The sequence below is a fragment of the Pseudomonas sp. TE3895 genome, assembly GCF_056278855.1.
This window is the reverse complement of record NZ_JBWBQE010000001.1, coordinates 765,118-790,011: the sequence shown is the minus strand read 5'-3', so window position 1 is coordinate 790,011 and position 24,894 is coordinate 765,118. Positions and strand designations below refer to the sequence as shown.

Below are 24,894 nucleotides of genomic sequence, written 5' to 3'. Positions count from 1 at the left end.
GTAAGGAACAGATAGTCGGTCAGAACGGCAGTTGCAGCTCAGGCTCTACCCGCAGCAACTGGGTGCGGAAAACATCCTTGATACGTTGCAACTCGGCGTCGCTGTCGGCCTCGAAGCGCAGCACCAGCACCGGGGTGGTGTTGGAGGCGCGAACCAGGCCCCAGCCATTGGCGTAGTCGACCCGCACACCGTCGATGGTGGTCAGGTTGGCTTCGCCCCAGTCGGCGTCGCGTTGCAGTGCATCAATGATGCTGAATTTACCCTCGTCGGTCACATCAATATTGATTTCCGGCGTGGAAATATCGTTCGGGAAGGCGGCAAACAGGTCTTCGGCGCTCTGCTGGGTCTTGCTGAGGATCTCCAACAGGCGCGCGGCGCTGTAGATACCGTCGTCAAAACCGTACCAACGTTCCTTGATGAAGATGTGACCGCTCATCTCGCCTGCCAGCAGCGAACCGGTCTGCTTCATCTTCTTCTTGATCAGCGAATGGCCGGTTTTCCACATCAAGGCGCTGCCACCGTGCTGTTCGATCAGCGGGGTCAGGCGGCGGGTGCATTTGACGTCGAAGATGATCTCGGCACCTGGGTTGCGCGACAGCACGTCCTGGGCAAACAGCATCAGCAGGCGGTCGGGGTAGACGATGCTGCCGGTGTTGGTCACCACGCCGACACGGTCGCCGTCACCGTCGAAGGCCAGGCCGATATCGGCACCGGTTTCCTTGACCTTGGCGATCAGGTCTTCGAGGTTCTCCGGCTTGCCCGGGTCCGGGTGGTGGTTGGGGAAGTTGCCGTCGACCTCGCAGAACAGCGGGATCACTTCGCAGCCCAGGGCTTCGATCAGTTGCGGTGCAACCACGCCAGCGGCGCCGTTGCCGCAGTCCACCACCACCTTGAGCTTTTTCGCCAGCTTTACGTCGCCGACGATCTGCTGGAAGTAGCGGTCGAGGATCTCGACCTTTTCCACGCGGCCTTGGGCCAGGGTCAGGTCGTTGGTTTTCAGGCGGGTCAGCAGGGCCTGGATCTGTTCGTTGGCCAAGGTGTCACCGGCGATGACGATCTTGAAACCGTTGTAGTCCGACGGGTTGTGGCTGCCGGTCAGCATCACACCGGACTTGCCGGCCAGCACGTTGGCTGCGTAGTACAGCGCCGGGGTAGGCACCAGGCCGACGTCGCTGACGTGGCAGCCCGCATCGACCAGGCCCTTGATCAGCTGTTCCACCAGCATCGGGCCCGACAGGCGGCCATCGCGCCCTACCGAAACCTGCGGTTCGCCCTGGGCCAGGCTTTGCGCGCCGATGGCGCGGCCGATCCAGTAGGCGGTTTCGGCGTGAAGGGTCTTGCCGACCACGCCGCGTATGTCATATGCGCGGAAAATGCTGTCGGGCAATGCGGCGGGGACCAGGTGGGCCATGTCGTTCATCTCTGGAAGCTCCATTAGTCAAAGGCTTTCTGGGCAGGCGCAAACTGAACGCTTGGACGGTGGTTTCGCCAGAGAGTTCGCCATCCTTGGCCTGAACGGTCATTTGCCGGCTCAGTGGCTGCCGGAGTGACCGAAGCCGCCAGCGCCACGCTGGCTTTCGTCGAATGCTTCGACGATGTCGAAGTGAGCCTGCACCACCGGTACCAGCACCAGCTGGGCGATGCGCTCGCCCACCGCGATGGTGAACGGCGTGTTGCCGCGGTTCCAGCACGACACCATCAGCTCGCCCTGGTAGTCCGAATCGATCAGGCCGACCAGGTTGCCCAGCACGATGCCATGCTTATGGCCCAGGCCCGAGCGCGGCAGGATGACTGCCGCCAGGCCCGGGTCGCCGATGTAGATCGACAGGCCGGTAGGAATCAGAATGGTCTGGCCCGGCTCGAGGAGGGTGTCTTCCTTGAGCAGGGCGCGCAGGTCGAGGCCGGCGGAGCCGGGGGTGGCGTACGCGGGTAGCGGGAATTCGCTGCCCAGGCGTGGGTCGAGGATCTTGGCTTGAAGAGCGTGCATGTAACTTATTGAACCTGGTTGAGCCGTTCGGCGATGAAGGCGACCAGTTGCCGGGCAATCTTGCCCTTGCTGGTCTGCGCGAAGAGGGTCTGGTGCTGCTGGCGGTCGATCACGGTCAAGGCATTTTCTTCGCTGTTGAAGCCGATGCTGGGGTTGGCCACATCATTGGCGACGATCAGGTCGAGGTTCTTGTCCTTGAGCTTGCGCGTGGCGTAATCGAGCAGGTGCTCGGTTTCGGCGGCAAAGCCGACGCTGAACGGGCGGTCGGCGCGGCCAGCAATGGTGGCAAGGATATCGGGATTACGCACCATCTGCAGCAGCATGCCGTCGCCGGTCGTAGGATCTTTCTTCAGTTTTTGTGTGGCAACCACTTCGGGGCGGTAGTCCGCAACCGCTGCCGAGGCAATGAACAGGTCGCACGGCATGGCCGCTTCACAGGCCGCGAGCATGTCTCGCGCGCTGACGACGTCGATGCGGCTGACCCGGTCAGGGGTTGGCAAGTGCACAGGGCCCGTGACGAGGGTCACCCGAGCCCCTGCTTCGGCGGCCGCTTCGGCCAGGGCGAAGCCCATCTTGCCGGAGCTATGATTGGTGATGTAGCGCACCGGGTCGATGTTTTCCTGGGTCGGCCCGGCGGTGATCAGCACGTGCTTGCCGGTCAGTGCCTGGCGCTTGAAGCTTTCCGCGGCGCACCAGGCCAGGTCGGTGGCTTCTAGCATGCGCCCCAGGCCGACGTCGCCACAGGCCTGGCTGCCGGATGCCGGGCCGAACACCTGAATGCCACGGCTCTTGAGCAGCTCGAGGTTGGCCTGGGTGGCCGGGTCGCGCCACATGGCCTGGTTCATCGCCGGCGCCACGGCGACGGTGGCGTCAGTGGCCAGCACCAGCGTGGTCAGCAGGTCGTCTGCCATGCCCTGGGCCATGCGTGCCATGAGGTCGGCGGTAGCTGGGGCGATCAGCACCAGGTCCGCCCACTTGGCCAGTTCGATATGGCCCATGGCAGCTTCGGCGGCCGGGTCGAGCAGGTCCATGTGTACGGGGTGGCCCGACAGCGCCTGCAGGGTCAGCGGGGTGATGAATTCTGCACCACCCCGGGTCATGACGACGCGCACCTGCGCGCCGTGCTCCAGGAGACGGCGAATCAGCTCGGCGCTTTTGTAGGCGGCAATGCCGCCACCCACGCCGAGAACGATGCGCTTGCGATACAGCCGCTGCATAGGCTTGCCTTTTTCCAGTGAGAGCGGGCGACGACGTTTGAAATGCCTGCGGCGGAACGTCGCATGTACGAGGCGAAATAGATTAACACAGGGCCGAAATGGGCCGCAGCAAAGGCAGGGGTGGAATGAACATCAGGGAGTGGCCGGCGCAAGAACGGCCTAGGGAGAAGTTGTTGCAGCGAGGGGCAGGGAGCCTGACAGATACGGAGCTGCTGGCCGTTTTTCTCGGCTCAGGCGTACGTGGGCGTAATGTCGTGGAGCTTTCGCGAGGCTTGTTGGTGAAGTTCGGCAGCTTGCGCCGGTTGCTGGAGGCCGACCGCGAGGCCTTCGTCGGCGAGCTTGGGTTGGGCCCGGTGAGGTACAGCCAGCTGCAGGCACTGCTTGAGATCGGCCGCAGGCACCTTGCAACGTCGATTGAGCGCGAGTCTGCCATGGACAGCCCGGCAGCGGTGCGACGCTACTTGAAAGCCATGCTCAGGCATGAGGCCAGCGAGGTGTTCGGGTGTCTGTTTCTCGATACCAAGCACCGGCCACTGGCATTTGAGATCCTGTTCAGGGGCACGATAGATCGGGCGAGTGTCTATCCGCGAGAGGTGGTGCGGCGGGCGTTGGTGCACAACGCTGCGGCATTGATCCTGTGCCACAACCATCCTTCAGGGATCAGTGAACCGAGTCAGGACGATGTGCATTTGACCCTGTCGTTGAAGCGGGGGCTGGCGTTGATTGATGTGCGGGTGCTGGATCACATCATCATTGGTGATGGGGAGCCGTTGTCGATGGTCGAGCATGGGTGGATTGTGGCCTGAGGGACTACTGAGAGCCTTATAGGGTCAGTACGGGCCCTTTCGCGGGTAAACCCGCTCCTACAGGGGTAGCGTCAACTGCCAGGCTGGCGCTGTCCTGTAGGAGCGGGTTTACCCGCGAAGAGGCCGGTACAGGCTTATTTGGTCACCGTCACCTTGCTGAAATCCAGCCGTCCGAACGGGCTCACCTGGTACCCCTCGACGCCTTGGCGCAGCAAGGTCGCCGCCGTCGGGTGCGCCAGTGGCACCCACAGCGCCTGCTGCTGGATCAGTGTCTGCGCCTGTTGGTACAGCCGGCTGCGCACGCTCTGGTCGTTGGTGGTGCGCCCGGCGCTGATCAGCTGGTCGAGGCGGCTGTCGCAGAAGCGTGCGAAGTTGGTCCCTGACTCTACCGCCGCACAGGAAAACTGCGGGCTGAGGAAGTTGTCCGGGTCGCCGTTGTCGCCCGCCCAGCCCATGAACAGCAAGTCATGCTCGCCGGCCTTGGCGCGGCGTATCAGTTCGCCCCACTCGATCACGCGGATCTCCGCTTTCACGCCAATCTTCGCCAGGTCGGCTTGCAGCATCTGCGCGCCAAGGCTGGGGTTGGGGTTGAGCAGGCTACCCGAGGGCCGGGTCCAGATGGTGGTACTGAAGCCTTCGGCCAGCCCGGCCTTGGCCAGCAGGGCTTTGGCTTTCTTCAGGTCCAGCGGGTAGCCGGGCAGGTCCTTGGCGTAGCTCCAGGTGTTAGGCGGGTAGGGGCCGTTGGCAGCCACCGCAGAGTCTTCGAACACGGCCTTGAGGTAGGCCTGCCTGTCGAAGGCCAGGTTGATCGCCTGGCGCACTTCCGGCTTGTCCAGCGGCGGGTGCTGGCTGTTGATGGCGACGAAGGCAGTCATGAATGCCGGGGTGGTGGCCACCTTGAGGTTACCGTCCTTGCCCGCTTCGGCAATGTCCAACGGCTTGGGCGACAGGGCAACCTGGCACTCGCCACGCTTGAGCTTCTGCAGGCGCACGTTGGCATCGGTGGTGATGGCGAAGATCAGCGGGTCGACCGCCGGCTTGCCGGCGAAGTAGTCCGGGTTGGCGCGGTAGCGCACCACGGCGTCTTTCTGGAAACGCTGGAACACGAACGGCCCGGTGCCGATCGGTTGGTTGTTGAGCTTTTCCGGTGTGCCGGCCTTGAGCAGCTTGTCGGCGTATTCGGCGGAGTAGATCGAGGCGAAGCCCATGCTCAGGGTGGCCAGGAAGGTGGCGTCCGGGTGGCTGAGGGTGAAGCGCACGGTGTTCGGCGACGGTGCCTCGATCGCTTTGATCAGGCTGCCCAGCTGCAGCGATTGGGCATGCGGGTAGCCGCCCGGTGCAGTCTTGTGCCAGGCATGGGCCGGGTAGAGCATGCGCTGGAAGCTGAACAGCACGTCGTCGGCATTCAGCTTGCGGCCTGGCTTGAAGTAGGGGGTGCTGTGAAACTTGACGTCATCGCGCAGGGTGAAGTCATACACCAGGCCGTCGGCCGATACCGTCCAGCTGGTCGCCAGGCTCGGCACCACCTTGCCTTGCGCCGCATCGAACTCCACCAGGCGGTTCATCAGCACGTCGGCGGTGGCGTTGGTGGTGGTGAGCGAATTGTACTGCACCACGTCGAAACCTTCGGGGCTGGCCTCGCTGCAAACGCTCAGCGGAGCGGCCTGGGCAACGCCGGCGGCGAACAGGGAGGTGAACAATAAGGAAAGTGCGGCGGCACGCATGGTGGCTCCTTGGCTGTCAGTGGCCCATCTGCCAGTGCAGTCTGTAAAAGGCCTACCCTAGTGCGCCCGCCGGCAAATGACCACACCCTTTTTTGCAAATCTTGCGACGAGCGGTCGACGACTGGCGGGGCCTGCCGCTATGCTGGCCCGGCGCGTTCTGGCTAGCGGTAATGTGCATCTACTGTTGTTGCAGCCAAGTCTTTCTGGTATAAAGCAGCGCTCTTTTCTAGGGGCTCGGCCTGTCGCATCAGCGGATCCGGTCGATAAGGCCTCCAGAATCACGGCGCCCAGGCGCCAAAGACTGAGAGATTAAGCGGCCAACCCATGCCGGGTTGGGCATGTGGTTTTAGAGGGCTGAGTCATGTCGAGAGTCTGTCAAGTTACTGGTAAGGGTCCAGTAACCGGGAACAACATTTCCCACGCAAACAACAAAACCCGTCGTCGTTTCCTGCCGAACCTGCAGCACCACCGTTTCTGGGTTGAATCCGAGAAGCGTTTCGTGCGTCTGCGCGTTTCCGCCAAAGGCATGCGTATCATCGACAAGCGCGGCATCGACGCCGTTCTGGTTGACATCCGTAAAGCTGGCGCCAAGGTTTAAGGGAGAGCATCATGCGTGAATTGATCCGTCTGGTTTCGAGTGCCGGTACCGGCCACTTCTACACCACCGACAAGAACAAGCGCACCACCCCGGACAAAATCGAGATCAAGAAATATGATCCGGTTGTTCGCAAGCACGTGGTGTACAAGGAAGCCAAGATCAAGTAATTGATCGGCGACCTGAAAAAAAACCCGCATCCGAAAGGACGCGGGTTTTTTTTGGGCTGCAGCAGGGTCAGTTGAAGGCGAAACTCTGGATCATCAGGTCGGCGTCGGCCTTGATCTGGATGCGCGCTGCGTCGTAGTCGCGGGTGGACATCTCGTTGGGGCCAACCACGCGAGTGCGCCCGGTGAGGGCGCAGATGGTGCCTTTCAGCTCCGGCACGTAGCGGGTGCCGACCAGGTGAGCGAGGGTTTGCAGAACTTCTTCGTTGGTCATGCTGATTTTCCTTGTGAGGCTGAATGGCCCGAAACGGGCAGGGTCATCCTCACGCATGCCTGCAAACTCCCTGCGCTACATAATTATTTCTGCTCGAACATCACATAGATCTTGCGGCACGGCTCCAGCACCTCCCAAGTGCCTTTGAAGCCGGCGGGGATGACAAACCGATCGCCGGCACGCAGGGTTTTAGCCCCACCGTCCTGGTCGCGCAGCACCGAAACGCCCTGGACGATCTCGCAGTATTCGTGCTCCGTGTAGTTCACTGTCCACTGGCCCACCTCACCTTCCCATACGCCAGCGGCAAACTGCCCACACGGGCTGGAATAATGGTTGTAGACCGCCTGGTCCGGTTCGCCCTTGAGAATTTTCTCTGCAGCCGGGCGGTAGCGTTCGGCTTCGGTGAGGACCTGCGCGAAGTCGATGATGCTATCGATACTCATGGTTCGGCTCCTGTTGTTGTTTAATAAAATGAACATCAGTAGGCTTTTGAGCCTCTCGTGTCAAATATATTGATAGTTTACACCGGCTGGTTTAGGGTATCGCTTGCCAGTGTGCGCTTGGCGCCCGGCCAGAATTCTGACAACGCCTGTGAGTCCTCAGTGCGGCGTTGCACCTAAACAAGAGGAGGAGTTTCGTATGACCACCCTGACCCGTGCGGACTGGGAACAACGTGCCCAGCAACTGAAGATCGAAGGCCGTGCCTTCATCAACGGCGAATACACCGATGCCGCATCCGGTGAAACCTTCGAGTGCCTGAGCCCGGTCGACGGACGCTTCCTGGCCAAGGTTGCCAGCTGCGACCTGGCCGATGCCAACCGCGCTGTTGAAAACGCCCGTGCCACCTTCAACTCCGGCGTGTGGTCGCAGCTGGCCCCGGCCAAGCGCAAGGCCAAGCTGATCCGTTTCGCCGACCTGCTGCGCAAGAACGTCGAAGAGCTGGCGCTGCTGGAAACGCTGGACATGGGCAAGCCGATTGGCGACTCCTCCAGTATCGACATCCCAGGTGCGGCCCAAGCCATCCACTGGACTGCCGAAGCCATCGACAAGGTCTACGACGAAGTTGCCCCGACCCCGCATGATCAGCTTGGCCTGGTTACCCGCGAGCCGGTAGGTGTGGTCGGTGCCATCGTACCTTGGAACTTCCCGCTGCTGATGGCCTGCTGGAAGCTCGGCCCGGCGTTGGCCACCGGTAACTCGGTCGTGCTCAAGCCGTCCGAAAAATCGCCGCTGACTGCCATCCGCATCGCCCAACTGGCGATCGAAGCCGGTATCCCGGCTGGCGTGCTGAACGTGCTGCCAGGCTATGGCCACACCGTGGGCAAGGCACTGGCCCTGCACATGGACGTCGATACCCTGGTGTTCACCGGTTCGACCAAGATCGCCAAGCAGCTGATGGTTTACGCGGGCGAGTCGAACATGAAGCGCATCTGGCTGGAAGCCGGTGGCAAGAGCCCGAACATCGTCTTTGCCGACGCCCCGGACCTGCAAGCTGCCGCCGAAGCCGCCGCCAGCGCCATCGCCTTCAACCAGGGCGAAGTGTGCACTGCAGGTTCCCGACTGCTGGTCGAGCGTTCGATCAAGGACAAGTTCCTGCCGATGGTGGTAGAAGCCCTGAAAGGCTGGAAGCCAGGCAACCCGCTGGACCCGCAGACCACTGTCGGTGCCTTGGTCGATACCCAGCAGATGAACACCGTACTGTCGTACATCGAGGCTGGCCACAAGGACGGCGCCAAGCTGCTGGCCGGCGGCAAGCGCACCCTGGAAGAGACCGGCGGCACCTACGTCGAGCCGACCATCTTCGACGGCGTGACTAATGCCATGCGCATTGCCCAGGAAGAAATCTTCGGCCCGGTGCTGTCGGTGATTGCCTTCGACACCGCCGAAGAAGCCGTGGCCATTGCCAACGACACCCCGTATGGCCTGGCAGCGGGTATCTGGACCTCGGACATTTCCAAGGCCCACAAAACCGCCCGTGCCGTGCGTGCGGGCAGCGTCTGGGTCAACCAGTACGATGGTGGCGACATGACCGCGCCGTTCGGTGGCTTCAAACAGTCGGGCAACGGCCGTGACAAGTCGCTGCACGCACTGGAGAAGTACACCGAGCTGAAGGCGACCTGGATCAAGCTGTAACCCGGTAGGTCCTTTTCGCGGGCAAGCCCGCTCCTGCAGGTCTTCGCGACCGATGCAGGAGCGGGCTTGCCCGCAAATGGGCCCCTGGAAATATTGGCTGGGAGGCTGCAATGCGTTGGGGTACCTACTTCGCCGTACTGGCATCGGTGCTCAGTGTCGGGCTGGCGCTCGGCGTGAGCATGCCGCTGGTGTCCCTGCGCCTGGAGGCCTGGGGCTACGGCAGCTTCGCCATCGGCGTGATGGCGGCAATGCCGGCTTTGGGCGTACTGGCCGGCGCCAGCCTGGCCAGCCGCCTGGCAGGTTGGGTTGGCGTACCTTCGGCGATGCGCCTGTGCCTGTGGGGCGGGGCGCTGTCGATTGGCCTGCTCGCGTTGCTGCCTAGTTACCCGTTATGGCTGCTGCTGCGGCTGATGATCGGCATGTCCCTGACCGTGGTGTTCATCCTCGGCGAAAGCTGGATCAACCAACTGGTGGTCGAACAGTGGCGTGGCCGGTTGGTGGCGCTGTATGGCAGCAGCTACGCCTTGAGCCAGTTGGCCGGGCCGTTGGTGCTGGGTTTCCTTGGCTCTGATGACGACTTCGGCTTCTGGGCGGCGACCGGCCTGCTGCTGGCCGCGCCGCTGGTTCTGCTGGGGCGTGGTGGGGCGCCGAGCACGGAAGCCTGCAGTGTCACCTTTGGCGACCTGTTCGCCTTCTGCCGACGCTTGCCGGTAATTGCCTGGGCCATTGCCCTGTTCGCCTCGTTCGAGGCGATGATCCTCACGTTGCTGCCGGTGTATTGCCTGCAGCAGGGTTTCAGCACCGAAATCGCCTTGTTCATGGTGAGTACCGTGGTGGTGGGTGATGCGGTGCTGCAGTTGCCCATCGGCGCGCTGGCCGACCATATGTCGCGACGTACCTTGTTCACTGGCTGTGCGGTGACCCTGCTGGTGTCCAGCTTGGCGATCCCGCTGCTGTTGCACACACCGGTTATCTGGCCATTGTGGGTGTTGTTCGGCGCCAGTGCCGGCGGCCTGTTCACCTTGTCGCTGGTGCTGATCGGTGAGCGCTACCGCGATGATGAGTTGGTACGGGCCAATGCCCACGTGGCTCAGCTGTGGGGTATTGGCTGTTTGCTCGGGCCGTTGTTGGCGGGGGCGGGGAGCCAGTGGATCAGCGGGCATGCGTTGCTGTTCCTGATGGCGGCCGGGGCTGCGGGGTTGGTGGTATTGACCCGGCGGCGCGGAGCCTTTGAGCCGGTTTCTGCCTGATGATTGTTGGGGGCCGCAAGGCCCCCGGAATCGCAGCTACAGCATTTTCTCCAAGCCAACCGCCTTGCTGATCCAGGCATTGAGCCGCCGCCAGACCCCACCCGGCTCAGACGTCAGCACGTGCCGTTGGCCATTGTCCTCGGTCGCCCATACCAGCTTGTTACCTATCAGTTTCACCTGATAGCTCAGCGCAGGTGCCATACCCTGCTGGGCCAGCTCGCGGGTGTATTCGGCCAGCTCCGGGCTGTCCACCAGTACCCCGACCTCGGTGTTCCACAATACTGAGCGCGGGTCGAAGTTGAACGAGCCGATGAAGGTCTTGCGCCGGTCGAACACGATCGCCTTGGTGTGCAGGCTCGAATCCGAGCTGCCACGGAAACTCAGTCGCCCCGCGCTGGGGTCGCCTGGCTGGCGGCGAAGCTCGTAAAGCTGCACCCCGTGCTCAAGCAAGGCACGACGATAGGGTGCATAGCCTCCATGCACTGCCGGCACGTCGGTGGCTTCCAGCGAGTTGGTCAGCAGCTTCACCGAAACGCCAGCGTCGGCGCGGCCGGTCAGGTACAGCAGCCCCGGTTCGCCCGGTACAAAGTAGGCCGATGCCAGGACCAACTCGCGGTGCACGTTAGCCAGGTCCGGTGCCAGTTGCTGGCTCAGCAGTAATTGCGGGTCCGGTTCGTCTTCGGCCAACACCTTGCTGGGCGCATCCCATAGCGCCTGGGCGTGAGCCCAGATCAGCTCGTTGCGCCACACATCCAGGCGCGGCTGCGACTGGTAGGCCATCAAGCGGTCGTACAGGGCCTTGCGCTGGGTCCTGGCTTTGGCCAGCGACACTTCCAGGCGCTGGCGGCTGGCCCGCAGGTCATTGGCATCCGGGTCATGCCAGAGGAAGTCGGTGATCGGCCGGCTGAGGGCGCTGTTCCAGTACTGGTCGAAGCTGTGCCCCAGTTGCTCGGCTACCGGGCCCACGCCCAGCAGGTCGATGTCGGTGAAGTTGAGGTTGGGCTCGGCATCGAAATACTCGTCGCCCAGGTTGCGCCCGCCGACGATGGCCATGCTGTTGTCCACCAGGAACAGCTTGTTGTGCATGCGCCGGTGCTGGCGCGACAAGTTGAACAGCCGGCCCACGGCGCGCGTAACGCCGGTACTGCGCCCCAGATGCAGTGGGTTGAACACACGAATCTGGATGTTCGGGTGGGCATTAAGGGTGCCCATGACGGTGTCCAGGCCGTCGCTGGTGGTGTCGTCGAGCAGGATGCGCACGCGCACGCCACGGTCGGCAGCGCGCAGCAGTTCATGCACAAGGGCGCGGGTACTGAGGCCGTCGTGGACGATGTAGTACTGCAGGTCGATGCTCGCCTGGGCGTTGCGTATCAGTTCGGCGCGGGCGCGAAATGCCTCGTTGCTGTTGGGCAGCAGGCGAAAGCCCGAGCGGCCGCCATAGGGCGCGGCCTGGCGCAGCACCGAGCGGCCAAAGGCCGATTCGTGGGCCGGCAACGCCTGGCTGGTTTCGCGGGGCGCGCTGATGCTTGTGCAACCGGCAAGGCCGAGCAACAACACCAGCAGCAGAGGCAAGGCTCGCTGGAGTCTCAAGGGTGGACCGTCCTGTGCAGCAAGGGCTTTAGGGGTTTGACCGTGACGGGCGGCGCAAAGTTACGCGTCGGCGCTTTCGTCATCCAGTAGACGAAGGGCGGTTTCACCAACCTTGCGCACGGAGGCTTCGATTTGCGGCGTTGGCCTGGCGGCGAAATTCATGCGCAGGCAGTGGCGAAACTTGCCCGAGGCCGAAAAGATGCTGCCCACGGCAACCTGCACGCCCTGCTCCAGTAAAGCGCGGTTCAGCCGAAGCGTATCGAGATGTTCGGGTAATTCCACCCACAGCATGAAGCCGCCCTGGGGCCGGCTCACCCGGGTGCCCGCCGGGAAGTAGCGGGTCACCCAGTCGCCCATCAGGTCGCGGCCACGCTGGTACTGGCTGCGCATGCGCCGCACATGGGGCTGGTAGTGGCCGCCGGCGATGAAGTCAGCGATGGCCAGCTGAGGCTGGCTGGCGGTGCTGCCGGTGCTGATGTACTTCATGTGCAGCACACGCTCCAGGTAGCGCCCGGGCGCCACCCAGCCGATCCGCAGGCCGGGCGCGAGGGTTTTGGAGAACGAACTGCAGAGCAGCACGCGGCCATCGTCGTCGAACGACTTCAGGGTGCGTGGGCGTGGGTAGGTATAGGCCAGGTCGCCGTACACATCGTCTTCCAGAATTGCCACGTCATAGCGTTGGGCGAGGCTCAACAGGGCCTTCTTGCGTGCCTCGGGCATGATGTAGCCCAGCGGGTTGTTGCAGTTGGGGGTGATCTGGATGAGCTTGATCGGCCACTGCTCCAGGGCCAGTTCCAGCGCCTCCAGGCTGATGCCGGTGACCGGGTCCGTGGGGATTTCCAGCGCTTTCATGCCCAAGCCTTTGAGGGTTTGCATGGCGCCGTGGAAGCTGGGCGAGTCGACCGCGACGATGTCGCCTGGCTCGCAGACCGCGCGGATGCTGCATGACAGCGCTTCATGGCAGCCGGTGGTGATCACCAGGTCGGCCGGCCCCAGGCGGCAGCCGGAGTCGAGCATCAGCCGGGCCACCTGTTCGCGCAGGGCCAGGTTACCGTGGATGTTGTCGTAGTACAGGCCAGGCATGTCCTGGCGCCGGCTCAACTGGGCAAGGCTGCGCAGCAGCGGCTTCAGGGTAGGGCTGTCGATGTCGGGCATGCCGCGGCCGAGTTGCACCACATCCTGGCGCGGCGTACTGCGCACCAGCTCCAGCACGTGTTCCCACTGCGAGATGTCCACCGGGCGCTGGGCCGGGCGGCTAACTGCGGGCAGTGCCGGCAACTGCCGTTGGTCGCTGACGAAGTAGCCGGACTTGGGCCGCGGCGAGACCATACCGCTGTCTTCGAGTATGCGATAGGCCTGCTGCACGGTGCTCAGGCTGACCCCGTGCTCCTCACTCAGTGCGCGCACGGACGGCAGGCGCTGGCCGGGGCGATAGAGCCCCTGCTCGATGCGGGCGCCGAGTATTTCGGCGAGATTCAGGTAGAGGGTCACGGCATACTCCTGCGCTGCATTGGCATAGCGACCGGTACAGTTGGCCCGAAAATACAGCATTCAGTCGGCCAGCGGCCAATTCTGTATGGGAATAATAAGGCTGTATTGGATCTGTATTGTCGAGGGTGCCGACGCGCATGCTTTCTCCACGGTAACCACTGAACGGGAGGATGCGGTGATGGGTGGCATGAGCGATGTGCGCTTGCAACTGTTGGCCAAGGAACTGGAAGCCGGGCAGCAGGCCAAGGTGTTCAACGCGCCAGAGGGTTTGGGGCGTTGGGGGCTGATGCTGCATCGCTGGCATACCCGCAGGGCGTTGCTGCAGCTGACCGATGACGAGTTGCGCGATGTCGGGCTGAGCTGGGAGCAGGCCCGGATCGAAGGGCGGAAACCCTTCTGGAAGGACTGACACGGTTACCCTGGGTTTGCCCATGTGAAACGCCCTGAGGTTGGATTTTTGTCCAACGTCAGGGCGCAGTTCAGGGGCCGCACAGCACTCAAGTCAGCTCTTTGAGGCGATGCCACAGCATCCCCAGCGCCAGCAGTGGCGAGCGCAGGTGCTTGCCGCCAGGGAAGGTGATGTGCGGCACCTTGTTGAAAAGGTCGAAGCGCCCGCTTTCCTGGCCACTGATGGCTTCACCCAGCAGGCGCGCAGCCAGGTGGGTGGCGTTGAGCCCATGGCCCGAGTAGGCCTGGGCGTAATACACGTTCGGCTGGCTGGCCAGGCGGCCAACCTGCGGCAGGCGATTGGCACCAATGCCGATCATGCCGCCCCACTGGTAGTCGATGCGCACGTCGGCAAGCTGCGGGAACACCTTGAGCATCTTCGGCCGCATATAGGCGGCGATGTCCTTCGGGTCGCGGCCTGAATAGTGGCAGGCACCGCCAAACAGCAGGCGGTGATCGGCGGACAGGCGGTAGTAGTCCAGCGCCACGCGCTGGTCACACACCGCCATATTCTGCGGCAGCAATGTGCGTGCGCGTTCTTCGCCCAGCGGCTCGGTGGCGATGATGTAGCTGCCGGCCGGCAGCACCTTGCCGCCCAGCTCGCGATTGAGGTCGTTGTGGTAGGCGTTGCAGCACAGTACCAGGGTCTTGGCGCGTACCCGGCCTTGGGCAGTATGCACCTGCACTTCAGTGCCGTAGTCGATGCGGGTGACTTCGGATTGCTCGAACAACTTCACGCCCAGGCGGGCGGCTGCGGCGGCTTCACCCAGTGCCAGATTGAGCGGATGCAGATGCCCGGAGCCCATGTCGACCAACCCGCCCACGTAGCAATCGGCACCGACCACGCTGTGGATATCGTCCTTGCCGACCAGCCGCAGCTCATGTGCATAGCCCAGGCTGCGCAGTTCCTCAGCGTCTTGGGCAAAGCCCAGAAGCTCGGCGGGTTTGTTGGCCAGGTCGCAGTAGCCCCAGGCCAGGTCGCAGGCGATGGCATGCTTTTCTACCCGCTCGCGCACGATCTGTACGGCCTCCAGGCCCATCAGTTTCATGGTGCGCACGCCTTCTTCTCCGATGACCGGGAGGAACTGCTCCAGACCATGACCGACCCCTCGGATCAGTTGCCCGCCATTGCGCCCACTGGCGCCCCAGCCAAGTTTGCGCGCTTCCAGCAGGATGACCGAGAAACCACGCTCGGCCAGCTCGATGGCGGTGTTCAGGCCCGAGTAGCCGCCGCCGATGATGCACACGTCGGCGTTGTGTTCGCCTTGCAGGTAGGCGTGGTCGGGGTGTGGCGCGCTGCTGGCGGCGTAATAGGAGGCGGCGTGCTGCGCGCTGTGGATCATTGGGGCGGCCCTGAAAAATGGAGGGGGGACGAGGATAAGCTGTGCCATCGCGGCCGGGCAACCAGCGAGGGCTTCATACTCGTTCGCGGGTGAACCCGCGAATAAGCCTATAATCCAATCACTTTGTCAGCTTGTATCCCGTCATGTCCTGTAACCGCCACAAGATCCACTTCCTGCGCGAACTCATCCCCTCTTTCGAGTGCGAGCCCGGCTGCCACGACTGCTGCGGCCCGGTCACCACCTCGGCGGAGGAAATGGCCCGCCTGCCGCGCAAGTCCCAGGCCGAGCAGGACGCTGCTCTGGAGCGTCTGGACTGCGTGCACCTGGGGCCCAACGGCTGCACGGTGTATGAAGAGCGGCCGATGATCTGCCGGCTGTTCGGTACCACCCCGCGCATGGCCTGCCCGCGGGGTCGTGGCCCTGAACCGATGATCGACCCCGCCGCTGAACAGTTGGTCCACCAGTTCATTGCCACCACCCGCCAGGTGCTGGTCTAGCCTCAGTCCGGGATCGGCAGGCAGAGGCTCTCCTTCACCTCTTCCATCACGATGTAGCTCTTCGACTCGCGCACGTGCGGCAGTTTCAGCAGGATGTCCCCGAGCAGCTTGCGGTACGAGGCCATTTCCGAAATACGCGCTTTCACCAAGTAGTCGAAGTCGCCCGACACCAGGTGGCATTCCAGCACGTGGGGCAGCTTCAAGACCGCGCGGCGGAACTCCTCGAAGGTATCGCCTGACTTGTAGTCCAGGCTGATTTCCACGAACACCAGCAGGCTGCCCTTGAGGTGCTGCGGGTTCAGGCGGGCGTTGTAGCCCATGATGATGCCCTCGCGCTCGAGGCGGCGAACCCGCTCGGTACAAGGGGTGGTGGACAGCCCAACTTTCTCGCCCAGTTCGGTGAAGGAAATACGCCCGTCATTCTGCAGGATACGCAGGATGTTGCGGTCGATCTTGTCCAGTTCACGCTTGGTCTGGTGCTGGGTTCTCATAGGGGATGCCCCTCCGTGAAAGGCGATTTTGCCGAGAATTCTCGCCAATAATAGGCTTTTATATAGTGAATTGCACTGGTCTCAAATTCCTATACTGCGCCCATTCATGCCATTTCAATAAAAGTGTGCGGCGCGCCGCGTGTGAGGGATAAAACGATGCGAGTTCTGGTACTTGGTAGCGGTGTAATCGGAACCGCCAGTGCCTACTACCTGGCCCGGCAAGGTTTCGAAGTCACGGTGGTCGACCGCCAGCCGGCGGTGGCCATGGAAACCAGCTTTGCCAACGCCGGCCAGATCTCGCCCGGCTATGCCTCACCCTGGGCTGCCCCTGGTGTACCGCTCAAAGCAATCAAATGGCTGCTGGAGCGTCACGCCCCCTTGGCCATCAAGCTCACGGGCGACGTCGACCAGTACCTGTGGATGGCACAGATGCTGCGCAACTGCACTGCCAGCCGCTACGCGGTGAACAAGGAGCGCATGGTGCGCCTGTCCGAGTACAGCCGTGACTGCCTCGACGAGCTGCGCGCCGAAACCGGCATCAACTACGAAAACCGCAGCCTGGGCACCACCCAGCTGTTCCGCACCCAGGCCCAGGTCGATGCTGCGGCCAAGGACATTGCCGTACTCGAACAGTCCGGTGTGCCCTACGAGCTGCTCGACCGCGACGGCATTGCCCGCGTCGAACCCGCCCTGGCCGGCGTGAAAGATATCCTGGCCGGCGCCCTGCGCCTGCCGAACGACCAGACTGGCGACTGCCAGCTGTTTACCACCAAGCTCGCCGACATGGCGTTGAAGCTGGGCGTGGAGTTCCGCTTCGGCCAGGACATCCAGCGCCTGGACTTCGCCGGTGACCGCATCAATGGCGTGTGGATCGACGGCAAGCTGGAGACGGCAGACCGCTACGTGCTGGCGCTGGGCAGCTACTCGCCACAGATGCTCAAGCCGCTGGGCATCAAGGCTCCGGTGTACCCGCTGAAAGGTTATTCGCTGACCGTGCCGATCACCAACGCCGACATGGCTCCGACCTCGACCATTCTCGACGAGACCTACAAGGTTGCGATCACCCGTTTCGATAACCGCATCCGCGTTGGCGGGATGGCTGAAATCGCCGGCTTTGACCTGTCGCTGAACCCGCGCCGGCGCGAAACACTGGAGATGATCGTCAACGACCTTTATCCTCGCGGCGGTGACTTGAGCCAGGCCAGCTTCTGGACCGGCTTGCGCCCGGCGACCCCGGACGGCACGCCGATCGTGGGTGCCACGGGGTTCCGCAACCTGTTCCTGAACACCGGTCACGGTACCTTGGGCTGGACTATGGCGTGCGGTTCCGGTCGCTTGCTGGCCGACCTGATTGCGCGCAAGAAGCCGCAGATCAGTGCCGAAGGCCTGGATATCTCCCGGTATGGCAACAGCCGGGAAGTGGCCAAGCACGGGCAAAGCGCGCCGGTTCACCAGCAGTAATAGCCTGTGCAGGCCCATTCGCGGGCTTGCCCGCTCCCACAGGAACACCACAGCTTTTGAACGCTGTGCGCTACCTGTGGGAGCGGGCAAGCCCGCGAAGAATCCACCACCGATTTCAACCCGAACCACCATAAGGCAGCCGCCATGCGTCCCGCCCGCGCCCTGATCGACCTCCAGGCCCTGCGCCACAACTACCGTCTGGCCCGTGAACTGACGGGTGCCAAAGCCCTCGCCGTGATCAAGGCCGATGCCTACGGCCACGGCGCCGTGCGCTGCGCCCTGGCCCTGGAGGCCGAGGCCGACGGCTTTGCGGTGGCCTGCATCGAGGAGGCACTGGAACTGCGCGCCGCCGGTATCAAAGCCCCGGTGCTGCTGCTGGAAGGTTTTTTCGAAGCCAGCGAACTGGCACTGATCGCCGAGCACGACCTGTGGTGCGTGGTGCACTCGCTGTGGCAGCTGGAAGCCATCGAGAAAACCCCGCTGCACAAACCGCTCACCGTCTGGCTGAAGCTGGACAGTGGCATGCACCGCGTTGGCCTGCACCCCAAGGACTACCACGATGCCTACCAGCGACTGCTGGCCAGTGGCATGGTTTCGCGCATCGTGTTGATGAGCCACTTCGCTCGCGCCGACGAACTGGACGCTGACGCTACCGCCCAGCAAATTGCCGTGTTCGAAGCTGCCCGACAGGGCCTGGCCGCCGAATGCAGCCTGCGTAACTCACCCGGCGTGCTGGGCTGGCCGCAAGCGCCCAGCGACTGGGTACGCCCAGGCCTGATGCTGTACGGCGCCACGCCGTTCGAAGTGGCGCAGGCCGAGGCCGCACGCCTGCAACCGGTGATGACCCTGCAATCGCGGGTGATCAGCGTGCGCGAGCTGCCTGCCGGCGAGCCGGTGGGCTATGGTGCCAAGTTCGTCAGCCCTCGGCCGACCCGCGTGGGTGTGGTCGCCATGGGCTATGCCGATGGCTACCCGCGCCAGGCGCCCAACGGCACCCCGGTGCTGGTCGCTGGCAAGCGCACCCAGCTGATCGGCCGGGTGTCGATGGACATGCTCAGCATCGACCTCACCGACGTACCGCAAGCCACTGTCGGCAGCCCGGTCGAACTATGGGGCAAGCAGGTGCTGGCCAGTGAAGTGGCCGCGCATGCGGGCACTATTCCCTACCAGATCTTCTGTAACCTTAAGCGGGTACCACGGGACTACATCGGCGAATGAGACGCTGAAGCGGACAGGTTGGGGGCGGTGTGTTGTAAATACTGAACGGCATTGCCATGATATCGTTCACATCCACCCCCTTCCCACTGTTTCAGGAGGCTCCAGCTTTGGACGTCGGCGAACGACTGCAAGCCATCCGCAAGCTCAAGGGCCTGTCGCAGCGCGAACTCGCCAAGCGTGCTGGCGTGACCAACAGCACCATCTCGATGATCGAGAAGAACAGCGTAAGCCCCTCTATCAGCTCGCTGCGCAAAGTGCTGAGCGGCATTCCCATGTCCATGGTCGAATTCTTTTCGGTCGAGCTGGAGCCGCAAAGCCCGACTCAGATCGTCTACAAGGCCCACGAGCTGATCGATATCTCGGACGGTGCGGTGACCATGAAGCTGGTGGGCAAGTCGCACCCCAACCGTGCCATCGCTTTTCTGACCGAGGTGTACCCGCCAGGTGCGGACACCGGTGCCGAGATGCTGACCCACGACGGCGAGGAGACCGGTATCCTGCTTGAAGGCCGCCTGGAACTGGTGGTCGGCAACGAGATTTTCGTTCTCGAAGAAGGCGACAGCTACTACTTCGAAAGCACCCGCCCGCACCGCTTCCGCAACCCATTCGACCAGCCGGCGCGGCTGATCAGTGCGGCGACGCCTTCAAACTTTTGATCCAGCGCAGTGCATTGATTCGGCAATACCCCTTTCCTGTGTGGGGTCGTTTCACGGCCTCTGGGTTCCCGCTATACTTTTCAACGCTCGCCGATCCGTGGCCGCGAGCGTGATTAGCCACCATGAGGGTGTTCGCGTGAATCAAATCAAGAAGATGCTGGCCGTACCAGCAGCCGTATTCGCCCTCTGGGCAATGAGCGCAACCGCTGCGACCAATGACGACATCGCCAAACGCCTGGAGCCGGTTGGCCAGGTGTGTGTCCAGGGCCAGGAGTGCAAAGGCATGGAAGTGGCCGCTGCAGCGGGTGGCGGGGGAGCCAAGACGCCGGATGAAATCATCGCCAAGCACTGCAATGCCTGCCATGGCAGCGGCTTGCTCGGCGCGCCTAAAATTGGTGACACCGCCGCGTGGAAAGAACGCGCCGACCACCAAGGCGGTCTGGATGGCATCCTGGCCAAGGCCATTACCGGCATCAACGCCATGCCGCCGAAGGGCACCTGTGCAGACTGCTCGGATGAAGACCTGAAAGGGGCAATCAAGAAAATGTCCGGGTTGTGATTTACAGCTGAATTGCATGAGGCCCGCCGTTGATGGCGGGCTTTGTTTTTTTGTTGCCTGGGCCGGCCTCTTCGCGGGCTTGCCCGCGAAAGGGCCGGTACAGGCAACCAATTACTTCAGCCCTATGTCCAACTCCTGAACCCATGGATGTTTCAGGAGGCCCAGATGCACCTCTGCTCCATCGACCAGGCTGTCGAGCAGGTCTTGTCCCGGCTGCCAGCCCATATCCACATGGGCCTGCCTTTGGGCCTGGGCAAACCCAATGCCTTCGTCAACGCACTTTACGCCCGCGTACGCGAGCTGCCCGAACGTCGCCTGACCATCTATACCGCACTTTCCCTTGGCCGCCCGCCACTGGGCGATGGCCTGCAGCGGCGCTTTCTCGAACCCTTCGTCGAGCGTGTCTTCGCTGACTACGAAGAGCTCAGTTACCTCGCAGACCTGCGCAACGACAGCCTGCCGCCGAACATCCGAGTCGAACAGTTCTTCATGCAGCCCGGTAGCCTGCTGCACAGCGAATCGGCGCAGCAGGACTACGTCAGCAGCAACTACAGCCACGCCGCACGGGATATCAACGCCAAGGGCCTGAACCTGATCGCCCAGTTGGTGGCCGCCACCCCCGAAAAGCCCGTGCACTTGAGCCTGGCCTGCAACCCAGACATCACCCTCGACCTGCTGCCGATGATCGCCAAGCGCCGCGCGGCTGGCGAAACCATCCTCATGCTGGGCCAGGTGCATGCCGAACTGCCCTACATGCCGGGTGATGCAGAGCTGCCCATCGATGCGTTCGACCTGCTGCTCGACGAAGCCGAGCAACGTCGGCTGTTTTCCACGCCAAACATGCCGGTCGGCATCCAGGACCACTGCATCGGCCTGCACGCCAGCAGCCTGGTACGCGATGGCGGTACGCTGCAGATCGGCATTGGTGCCATGGGCGATGCGGTTGCCGCGGCATTGCTGGCACGTCAGGGCGACAACGCCGGTTACCGTGAGGTGCTCAAGGCGCTGGATGTCGGACCGTGGCAGACATTGATCGAGCGAGAAGGGGGCCTGGACACCTTTGCCCACGGCTTGTACGGCTGCAGCGAGATGTTCGTCAACGGCCTGCTGGTGCTGGCCGAAGCAGGGTTGCTACGACGCCCGGCGGACGAGCAGGGCGCAATACTGCATGGCGGCTTTTTCCTCGGCCCGCAAGCGTTCTACCAGCGCTTGCGCGAGATGCCGCTGGAGCAGCGCGCGCAGTTTGCCATGACCCGTATCAGCTTCATCAACGAGCTCTATGGGCAGGAGGCACTCAAGCGCCGACAACGTCGTGATGCGCGCTTCATCAACACCGCGTTTGGCATGACCCTGCTCGGCGCCGGGGTGGCCGACCAGCTTGAAGACGGCCGCGTGCTCAGTGGCGTGGGCGGGCAGTACAACTTCGTTGCCCAGGGCCATGCGCTGGAGGGCGGGCGTTCGACCCTGCTACTGCGCAGCTGGCGCGAGGCAGGCGGGGAGGTGACCTCGAACCTGTTCTGGACCTATGGCCACTGCACCATTCCCCGGCACCTGCGCGATATCGTGGTGACCGAGTACGGCATTGCGGACTTGCGTGGGCAGACTGACAGCGAAGTGATTGCGCGGTTGTTGGCGGTGAGCGATTCGCGGTTCCAGCCGGGCCTGATCAAGCAGGCAAAAGAAGCTGGAAAGCTTGCCGACGACTTTCAGCTGGAGGCGCGCTTTACCGACAATACCCCGCAACGCCTGGAGGCGATCAGGGCACAGCATGCGCGGCTGTTCCCGGAGTATCCGATGGGCACGGACTTTACGGCCGAGGAGCGGGATCTGTTGCGGGCGCTGAACTGGTTGAAGAGCAAGTTCAAGCTGAGCGAGGTGTTGGAGCTGGGCAAGGCAGCGTTGGATGCACCGGGCCCGGAAGGGTATGAGCGGCATCTGGCGCGGATGGGGCTGGAGGTTCCGCAAGGGTTGAAAGAGGAGCTTTATCAGCGGCTACTGCTGGCAGGGTTACAGGCGACAGGATAATCGTTTGCGCACACATGGCCCCATGTAGGAGCGGGTTTACCCGCGAATGCGATATTGAATCTGCCATCGCATTCGCAGGTAAACCCGTTCCTACGCCGGGGCGGTGAGGCCTTATTCGATGAAGCTGACCACACCACCTTCCAGCGACTTCACCCGGGCCAGCGATTCAACGCGGTAACCCTGGCTGTCCAGTTCGGCACGGCCGCCCTGGAACGACTTCTCGATCACGATACCCAGGCCCGCCACGGTGGCACCTGCCTGCTTGATGATCGAGATCAGCGCCTGCGAGGCTTTGCCGTTGGCCAGGAAGTCGTCGATCACCAGCACGCGGTCGCTGCTGTTGAGGTGACGCGGCGAAATGGCCACGGTGTTCTCGGTCTGCTTGGTGAAGGAATACACCGAGGCGGTCAGCAGGTTTTCGGTCAGGGTCAGCGACTGGTGCTTGCGAGCGAAGATGACCGGCACACCCAGTTTCAGACCGGTCATCACCGCCGGGGCAATGCCCGAGGCTTCGATGGTGACGATCTTGGTCACGCCGGCATCGGCGAACAGGCGGGCAAACTCGTCACCGATCAGCTGCATCAGCGCCGGATCGATCTGGTGGTTGAGAAACGCGTCGACTTTGAGAACCTGATCGGAAAGCACGATGCCTTCTTCGCGAATCTTCTGATGCAGTGCTTCCACTGTGATTTCCTCGATGTAGATAGTGGGCTGTATGGCCGATCTGTGAGCTCAAATCGGCCATACAAACCACCGTGGCCGCTAAAAGCGGCAAAGTTAAAGAGTAATGGTTGATCAGCGTTTGAGCATTGCCCGGATATCGGCCAGGGCGTTGTTGCCGCGAGCGGCCTTCACCTCGACCGGCGCATCGTCAAGGCCCTCCCAGGCCAGGTCGTCCGGTGGCAGTTCGTCGAGGAACCGACTGGGCGTGCAGTCGATGATTTCACCGTACTGCTTGCGCTTGGCGGCGAAGGTGAAGGCCAGGGTCTGGCGCGCACGGGTGATACCCACGTAGGCCAGGCGGCGTTCCTCTTCGATGGTGTCGGCCTCGATGCTGGAGCGGTGCGGGAGGATTTCCTCTTCCATGCCCATGATGAACACGTAGGGGAATTCCAGGCCCTTGGAAGCATGCAGGGTCATCATCTGCACACCTTCGGCGTTCTCTTCTTCTTCCTGCTGGCGCTCGAGCATGTCGCGCAGCACCAACTTGCCGATGGCGTCCTCAATGGTCATGTCACCCTCTTCGTCCTTCTCGAGGGTGTTCTTCAGCGCTTCGACCAGGAACCAGACGTTGCTGATGCGGAACTCGGCAGCTTTGTCGCTGGCGGTCTGCTGGCGGATCCAGTTCTCGTAGTCGATGTCGCGGATCATCTCGTGCAGTGCGGCAATCGGGTCTTCCAGGGCAACCTTGTGGCGCACCCCGTCCAGCCAGTGCTTGAAACGCTGCAAGCGCTCGGTGTAGCGCGCGTCAAGGTGCTCGCCCAGGCCCAGCTCTTCGCTGGCGGCGTACATCGAAATGCCGCGCTCGGTGGCGTAGTTGCCGAGCTTTTCCAGGGTGGTGGAGCCGATCTCGCGGCGCGGCACGTTGATTACCCGCAGGTAGGCGTTGTCATCGTCCGGGTTCACCAGCAGGCGCAGGTAGGCCATCAGGTCCTTGACCTCCTGGCGGCCGAAGAAGCTGTTACCGCCCGACAGGCGATACGGCACCTGGTGGTGCTGCAGCTTCAGTTCGATCAGCTTGGCCTGGTAGTTGCCGCGGTAAAGGATGGCAAAGTCGCTGTACGGGCGGTTGGTGCGCAGGTGCAAGGTGAGGATTTCCATGGCCACGCGTTCGGCCTCGGCTTCCTCGTTCTTGCAGCGGATCACGCGGATCTCGTCGCCCACGCCCATTTCGCTCCACAGCTGCTTTTCGAACGCATGCGGATTGTTGGCGATCAACACGTTGGCGCAGCGCAGGATGCGGCTGGTGGAGCGGTAGTTCTGTTCGAGCATGACGATCTTCAGGGAGGGGTAGTCCTCCTTGAGCAGCATCAGGTTCTCGGGGCGCGCACCACGCCAGGCGTAGATCGACTGGTCGTCGTCGCCCACCACGGTGAACTGGTTGCGCATGCCGATCAGCATTTTCACCAGCAGGTACTGGCTGGCGTTGGTGTCCTGGTATTCGTCCACCAGCAGGTAACGCACGCGGTTCTGCCAGCGCTCCAGCACCTCGGGGTGCTCCTGGAACAGCTTGACCGGCTGCAGGATCAGGTCGTCGAAGTCCACCGCGTTGAACGCCTTGAGCGTGCGCTGATAGTGGGTGTAGACGATGGCGGCGGTCTGCTCGCGCGGGTTGCGCGCCTTTTCCAGGGCTTCTGGCGGCAGGACCAGGTCGTTCTTCCAGGCACCGATCATGTTCTTGATCTCGTCGATGCCGTCGTCGCCGGAGTATTCCTTCTGCATGATGTCCGACAGCAACGCCTTGATGTCGGACTCGTCGAAGATCGAGAAACCCGGTTTGTAGCCCAGGCGCTCGTGTTCCTTACGGATGATGTTCAGGCCCAGGTTGTGGAACGTACACACGGTCAGGCCACGGCCTTCGCCCGGGCGCAGCAAGGTGGCGACCCGCTCCTTCATCTCGCGCGCGGCCTTGTTGGTGAAGGTCATCGCCACGATGTACTGGGCGCGGATGCCGCAGTTCTGGATGAGGTGGGCAATCTTGCGCGTGATTACGCTGGTCTTGCCCGAACCTGCACCGGCGAGCACCAAAAGAGGGCCGCCGACATAGTCACGGGCTTCCTGCTGCCGGGGATTGAGTCGGGACATGCTAGAAACCGGGGGTCGCCAGAAAATAGCCGCGCATTCTAACAGGCATGGGGCCGTTGTGGCGCGACCGTCTGACGTCTGAGTCAGACTTTTGTCCGCCTAATTATTAGTGTCACTAATGCTAGTAGCTGAAAAAATCATATTTGCCGGTTTGACTC

Annotated in this window: 23 protein-coding genes and 1 pseudogene; 12 read left to right on the top strand and 12 right to left on the bottom strand. The window is 62.7% G+C overall.

Annotated features, from left to right (window positions below):
* Window positions 1-19 precede the first annotated feature (19 nt).
* From ACZ889_RS03470 to coaBC, 3 genes and pseudogenes are all read right to left on the bottom strand, one after another.
* A pseudogene (locus ACZ889_RS03470) lies at window positions 20-1,387 on the bottom strand (phosphomannomutase/phosphoglucomutase); the annotation flags it as partial.
* Window positions 1,388-1,531: 144 nt separating this feature from the next.
* Window positions 1,532-1,987, bottom strand: a complete 456-nt coding sequence (gene dut / locus ACZ889_RS03465) for a dUTP diphosphatase (RefSeq protein ID WP_003253408.1) — start codon at window positions 1,985-1,987, stop codon at window positions 1,532-1,534.
* 5 nt (window positions 1,988-1,992) lie between these two features.
* Window positions 1,993-3,204 (bottom strand): bifunctional phosphopantothenoylcysteine decarboxylase/phosphopantothenate--cysteine ligase CoaBC, encoded by a 1,212-nt coding sequence (gene coaBC, locus ACZ889_RS03460; protein WP_003253409.1) that lies wholly within the window; start codon window positions 3,202-3,204, stop codon window positions 1,993-1,995.
* A gap of 125 nt (window positions 3,205-3,329) precedes the next feature.
* Between coaBC and radC the strand changes: the two genes are divergently transcribed.
* The gene (radC, locus tag ACZ889_RS03455; protein WP_004575218.1) at window positions 3,330-4,010 is read left to right on the top strand and encodes a RadC family protein; all 681 of its coding nucleotides are present in this window, start codon (window positions 3,330-3,332) and stop codon (window positions 4,008-4,010) included.
* Window positions 4,011-4,144: 134 nt separating this feature from the next.
* Here radC and ACZ889_RS03450 read toward each other — a convergent pair whose 3' ends face one another.
* Window positions 4,145-5,734, bottom strand: coding sequence for an ABC transporter substrate-binding protein (locus tag ACZ889_RS03450; RefSeq protein WP_274143851.1), 1,590 nt, complete (start codon window positions 5,732-5,734; stop codon window positions 4,145-4,147).
* Window positions 5,735-6,095: 361 nt separating this feature from the next.
* Between ACZ889_RS03450 and rpmB the strand changes: the two genes are divergently transcribed.
* Window positions 6,096-6,332: a 50S ribosomal protein L28 gene (rpmB, locus tag ACZ889_RS03445; RefSeq protein ID WP_003253504.1), complete on the top strand. Its 237-nt coding sequence runs from the start codon at window positions 6,096-6,098 to the stop codon at window positions 6,330-6,332.
* An 11-nt stretch (window positions 6,333-6,343) separates the two neighbouring features.
* A complete protein-coding gene (rpmG, locus tag ACZ889_RS03440; protein WP_003253507.1) occupies window positions 6,344-6,499 on the top strand; it encodes a 50S ribosomal protein L33 in 156 nt (51 codons plus the stop codon).
* Window positions 6,500-6,566: 67 nt separating this feature from the next.
* Here rpmG and ACZ889_RS03435 read toward each other — a convergent pair whose 3' ends face one another.
* Both ACZ889_RS03435 and ACZ889_RS03430 read right to left on the bottom strand, forming a co-directional pair.
* Window positions 6,567-6,770: a hypothetical protein gene (locus tag ACZ889_RS03435; protein ID WP_004575219.1), complete on the bottom strand. Its 204-nt coding sequence runs from the start codon at window positions 6,768-6,770 to the stop codon at window positions 6,567-6,569.
* A gap of 83 nt (window positions 6,771-6,853) precedes the next feature.
* A complete protein-coding gene (locus tag ACZ889_RS03430; protein WP_003253509.1) occupies window positions 6,854-7,213 on the bottom strand; it encodes a cupin domain-containing protein in 360 nt (119 codons plus the stop codon).
* 196 nt (window positions 7,214-7,409) lie between these two features.
* Here ACZ889_RS03430 and ACZ889_RS03425 point away from each other — a divergent pair, with 196 nt between their 5' ends.
* Both ACZ889_RS03425 and ACZ889_RS03420 read left to right on the top strand, forming a co-directional pair.
* Window positions 7,410-8,903, top strand: a complete 1,494-nt coding sequence (locus ACZ889_RS03425; protein ID WP_003253510.1) for an aldehyde dehydrogenase — start codon at window positions 7,410-7,412, stop codon at window positions 8,901-8,903.
* A 110-nt stretch (window positions 8,904-9,013) separates the two neighbouring features.
* Window positions 9,014-10,153, top strand: a complete 1,140-nt coding sequence (locus tag ACZ889_RS03420; protein WP_003253511.1) for an MFS transporter — start codon at window positions 9,014-9,016, stop codon at window positions 10,151-10,153.
* Between the two features lie 36 nt (window positions 10,154-10,189).
* On the opposite strand, the gene ACZ889_RS03415 is transcribed toward ACZ889_RS03420, so the two are convergent.
* Window positions 10,190-11,743 carry a phospholipase D family protein gene (locus tag ACZ889_RS03415; RefSeq protein ID WP_476257178.1) on the bottom strand — a complete coding sequence of 518 codons (1,554 nt, stop codon included), beginning with the start codon at window positions 11,741-11,743 and terminating at the stop codon, window positions 10,190-10,192.
* 60 nt (window positions 11,744-11,803) lie between these two features.
* Window positions 11,804-13,234 (bottom strand): aminotransferase-like domain-containing protein, encoded by a 1,431-nt coding sequence (locus tag ACZ889_RS03410; protein WP_003253513.1) that lies wholly within the window; start codon window positions 13,232-13,234, stop codon window positions 11,804-11,806.
* Window positions 13,235-13,412: 178 nt separating this feature from the next.
* Here ACZ889_RS03410 and ACZ889_RS03405 point away from each other — a divergent pair, with 178 nt between their 5' ends.
* Window positions 13,413-13,643: a DUF1127 domain-containing protein gene (locus ACZ889_RS03405; protein ID WP_003253515.1), complete on the top strand. Its 231-nt coding sequence runs from the start codon at window positions 13,413-13,415 to the stop codon at window positions 13,641-13,643.
* An 88-nt stretch (window positions 13,644-13,731) separates the two neighbouring features.
* On the opposite strand, the gene ACZ889_RS03400 is transcribed toward ACZ889_RS03405, so the two are convergent.
* Window positions 13,732-15,024 carry an NAD(P)/FAD-dependent oxidoreductase gene (locus ACZ889_RS03400; RefSeq protein WP_060544892.1) on the bottom strand — a complete coding sequence of 431 codons (1,293 nt, stop codon included), beginning with the start codon at window positions 15,022-15,024 and terminating at the stop codon, window positions 13,732-13,734.
* Window positions 15,025-15,167: 143 nt separating this feature from the next.
* Here ACZ889_RS03400 and ACZ889_RS03395 point away from each other — a divergent pair, with 143 nt between their 5' ends.
* Window positions 15,168-15,521 carry a YkgJ family cysteine cluster protein gene (locus ACZ889_RS03395; RefSeq protein WP_003253518.1) on the top strand — a complete coding sequence of 118 codons (354 nt, stop codon included), beginning with the start codon at window positions 15,168-15,170 and terminating at the stop codon, window positions 15,519-15,521.
* 2 nt (window positions 15,522-15,523) lie between these two features.
* On the opposite strand, the gene ACZ889_RS03390 is transcribed toward ACZ889_RS03395, so the two are convergent.
* The gene (locus tag ACZ889_RS03390) at window positions 15,524-16,012 is read right to left on the bottom strand and encodes an Lrp/AsnC ligand binding domain-containing protein (protein ID WP_003253520.1); all 489 of its coding nucleotides are present in this window, start codon (window positions 16,010-16,012) and stop codon (window positions 15,524-15,526) included.
* 156 nt (window positions 16,013-16,168) lie between these two features.
* Here ACZ889_RS03390 and dadA point away from each other — a divergent pair, with 156 nt between their 5' ends.
* From dadA to ACZ889_RS03365, 5 genes are all read left to right on the top strand, one after another.
* Window positions 16,169-17,473 (top strand): D-amino acid dehydrogenase, encoded by a 1,305-nt coding sequence (gene dadA, locus ACZ889_RS03385; RefSeq protein WP_180689082.1) that lies wholly within the window; start codon window positions 16,169-16,171, stop codon window positions 17,471-17,473.
* A gap of 144 nt (window positions 17,474-17,617) precedes the next feature.
* The gene (gene alr / locus ACZ889_RS03380) at window positions 17,618-18,691 is read left to right on the top strand and encodes an alanine racemase (RefSeq protein WP_180689083.1); all 1,074 of its coding nucleotides are present in this window, start codon (window positions 17,618-17,620) and stop codon (window positions 18,689-18,691) included.
* 107 nt (window positions 18,692-18,798) lie between these two features.
* Window positions 18,799-19,347, top strand: coding sequence for a cupin domain-containing protein (locus ACZ889_RS03375; RefSeq protein WP_003253526.1), 549 nt, complete (start codon window positions 18,799-18,801; stop codon window positions 19,345-19,347).
* Window positions 19,348-19,501: 154 nt separating this feature from the next.
* The gene (locus ACZ889_RS03370) at window positions 19,502-19,906 is read left to right on the top strand and encodes a c-type cytochrome (protein WP_033723760.1); all 405 of its coding nucleotides are present in this window, start codon (window positions 19,502-19,504) and stop codon (window positions 19,904-19,906) included.
* 165 nt (window positions 19,907-20,071) lie between these two features.
* The gene (locus ACZ889_RS03365) at window positions 20,072-21,931 is read left to right on the top strand and encodes an acetyl-CoA hydrolase/transferase C-terminal domain-containing protein (protein WP_476257177.1); all 1,860 of its coding nucleotides are present in this window, start codon (window positions 20,072-20,074) and stop codon (window positions 21,929-21,931) included.
* Window positions 21,932-22,042: 111 nt separating this feature from the next.
* On the opposite strand, the gene ACZ889_RS03360 is transcribed toward ACZ889_RS03365, so the two are convergent.
* Together ACZ889_RS03360 and rep are read right to left on the bottom strand one after the other, a co-directional pair.
* Window positions 22,043-22,615: a xanthine phosphoribosyltransferase gene (locus tag ACZ889_RS03360; protein WP_003253535.1), complete on the bottom strand. Its 573-nt coding sequence runs from the start codon at window positions 22,613-22,615 to the stop codon at window positions 22,043-22,045.
* Window positions 22,616-22,726: 111 nt separating this feature from the next.
* Window positions 22,727-24,736: a DNA helicase Rep gene (rep, locus tag ACZ889_RS03355; protein ID WP_003253537.1), complete on the bottom strand. Its 2,010-nt coding sequence runs from the start codon at window positions 24,734-24,736 to the stop codon at window positions 22,727-22,729.
* Window positions 24,737-24,894 lie beyond the last annotated feature (158 nt).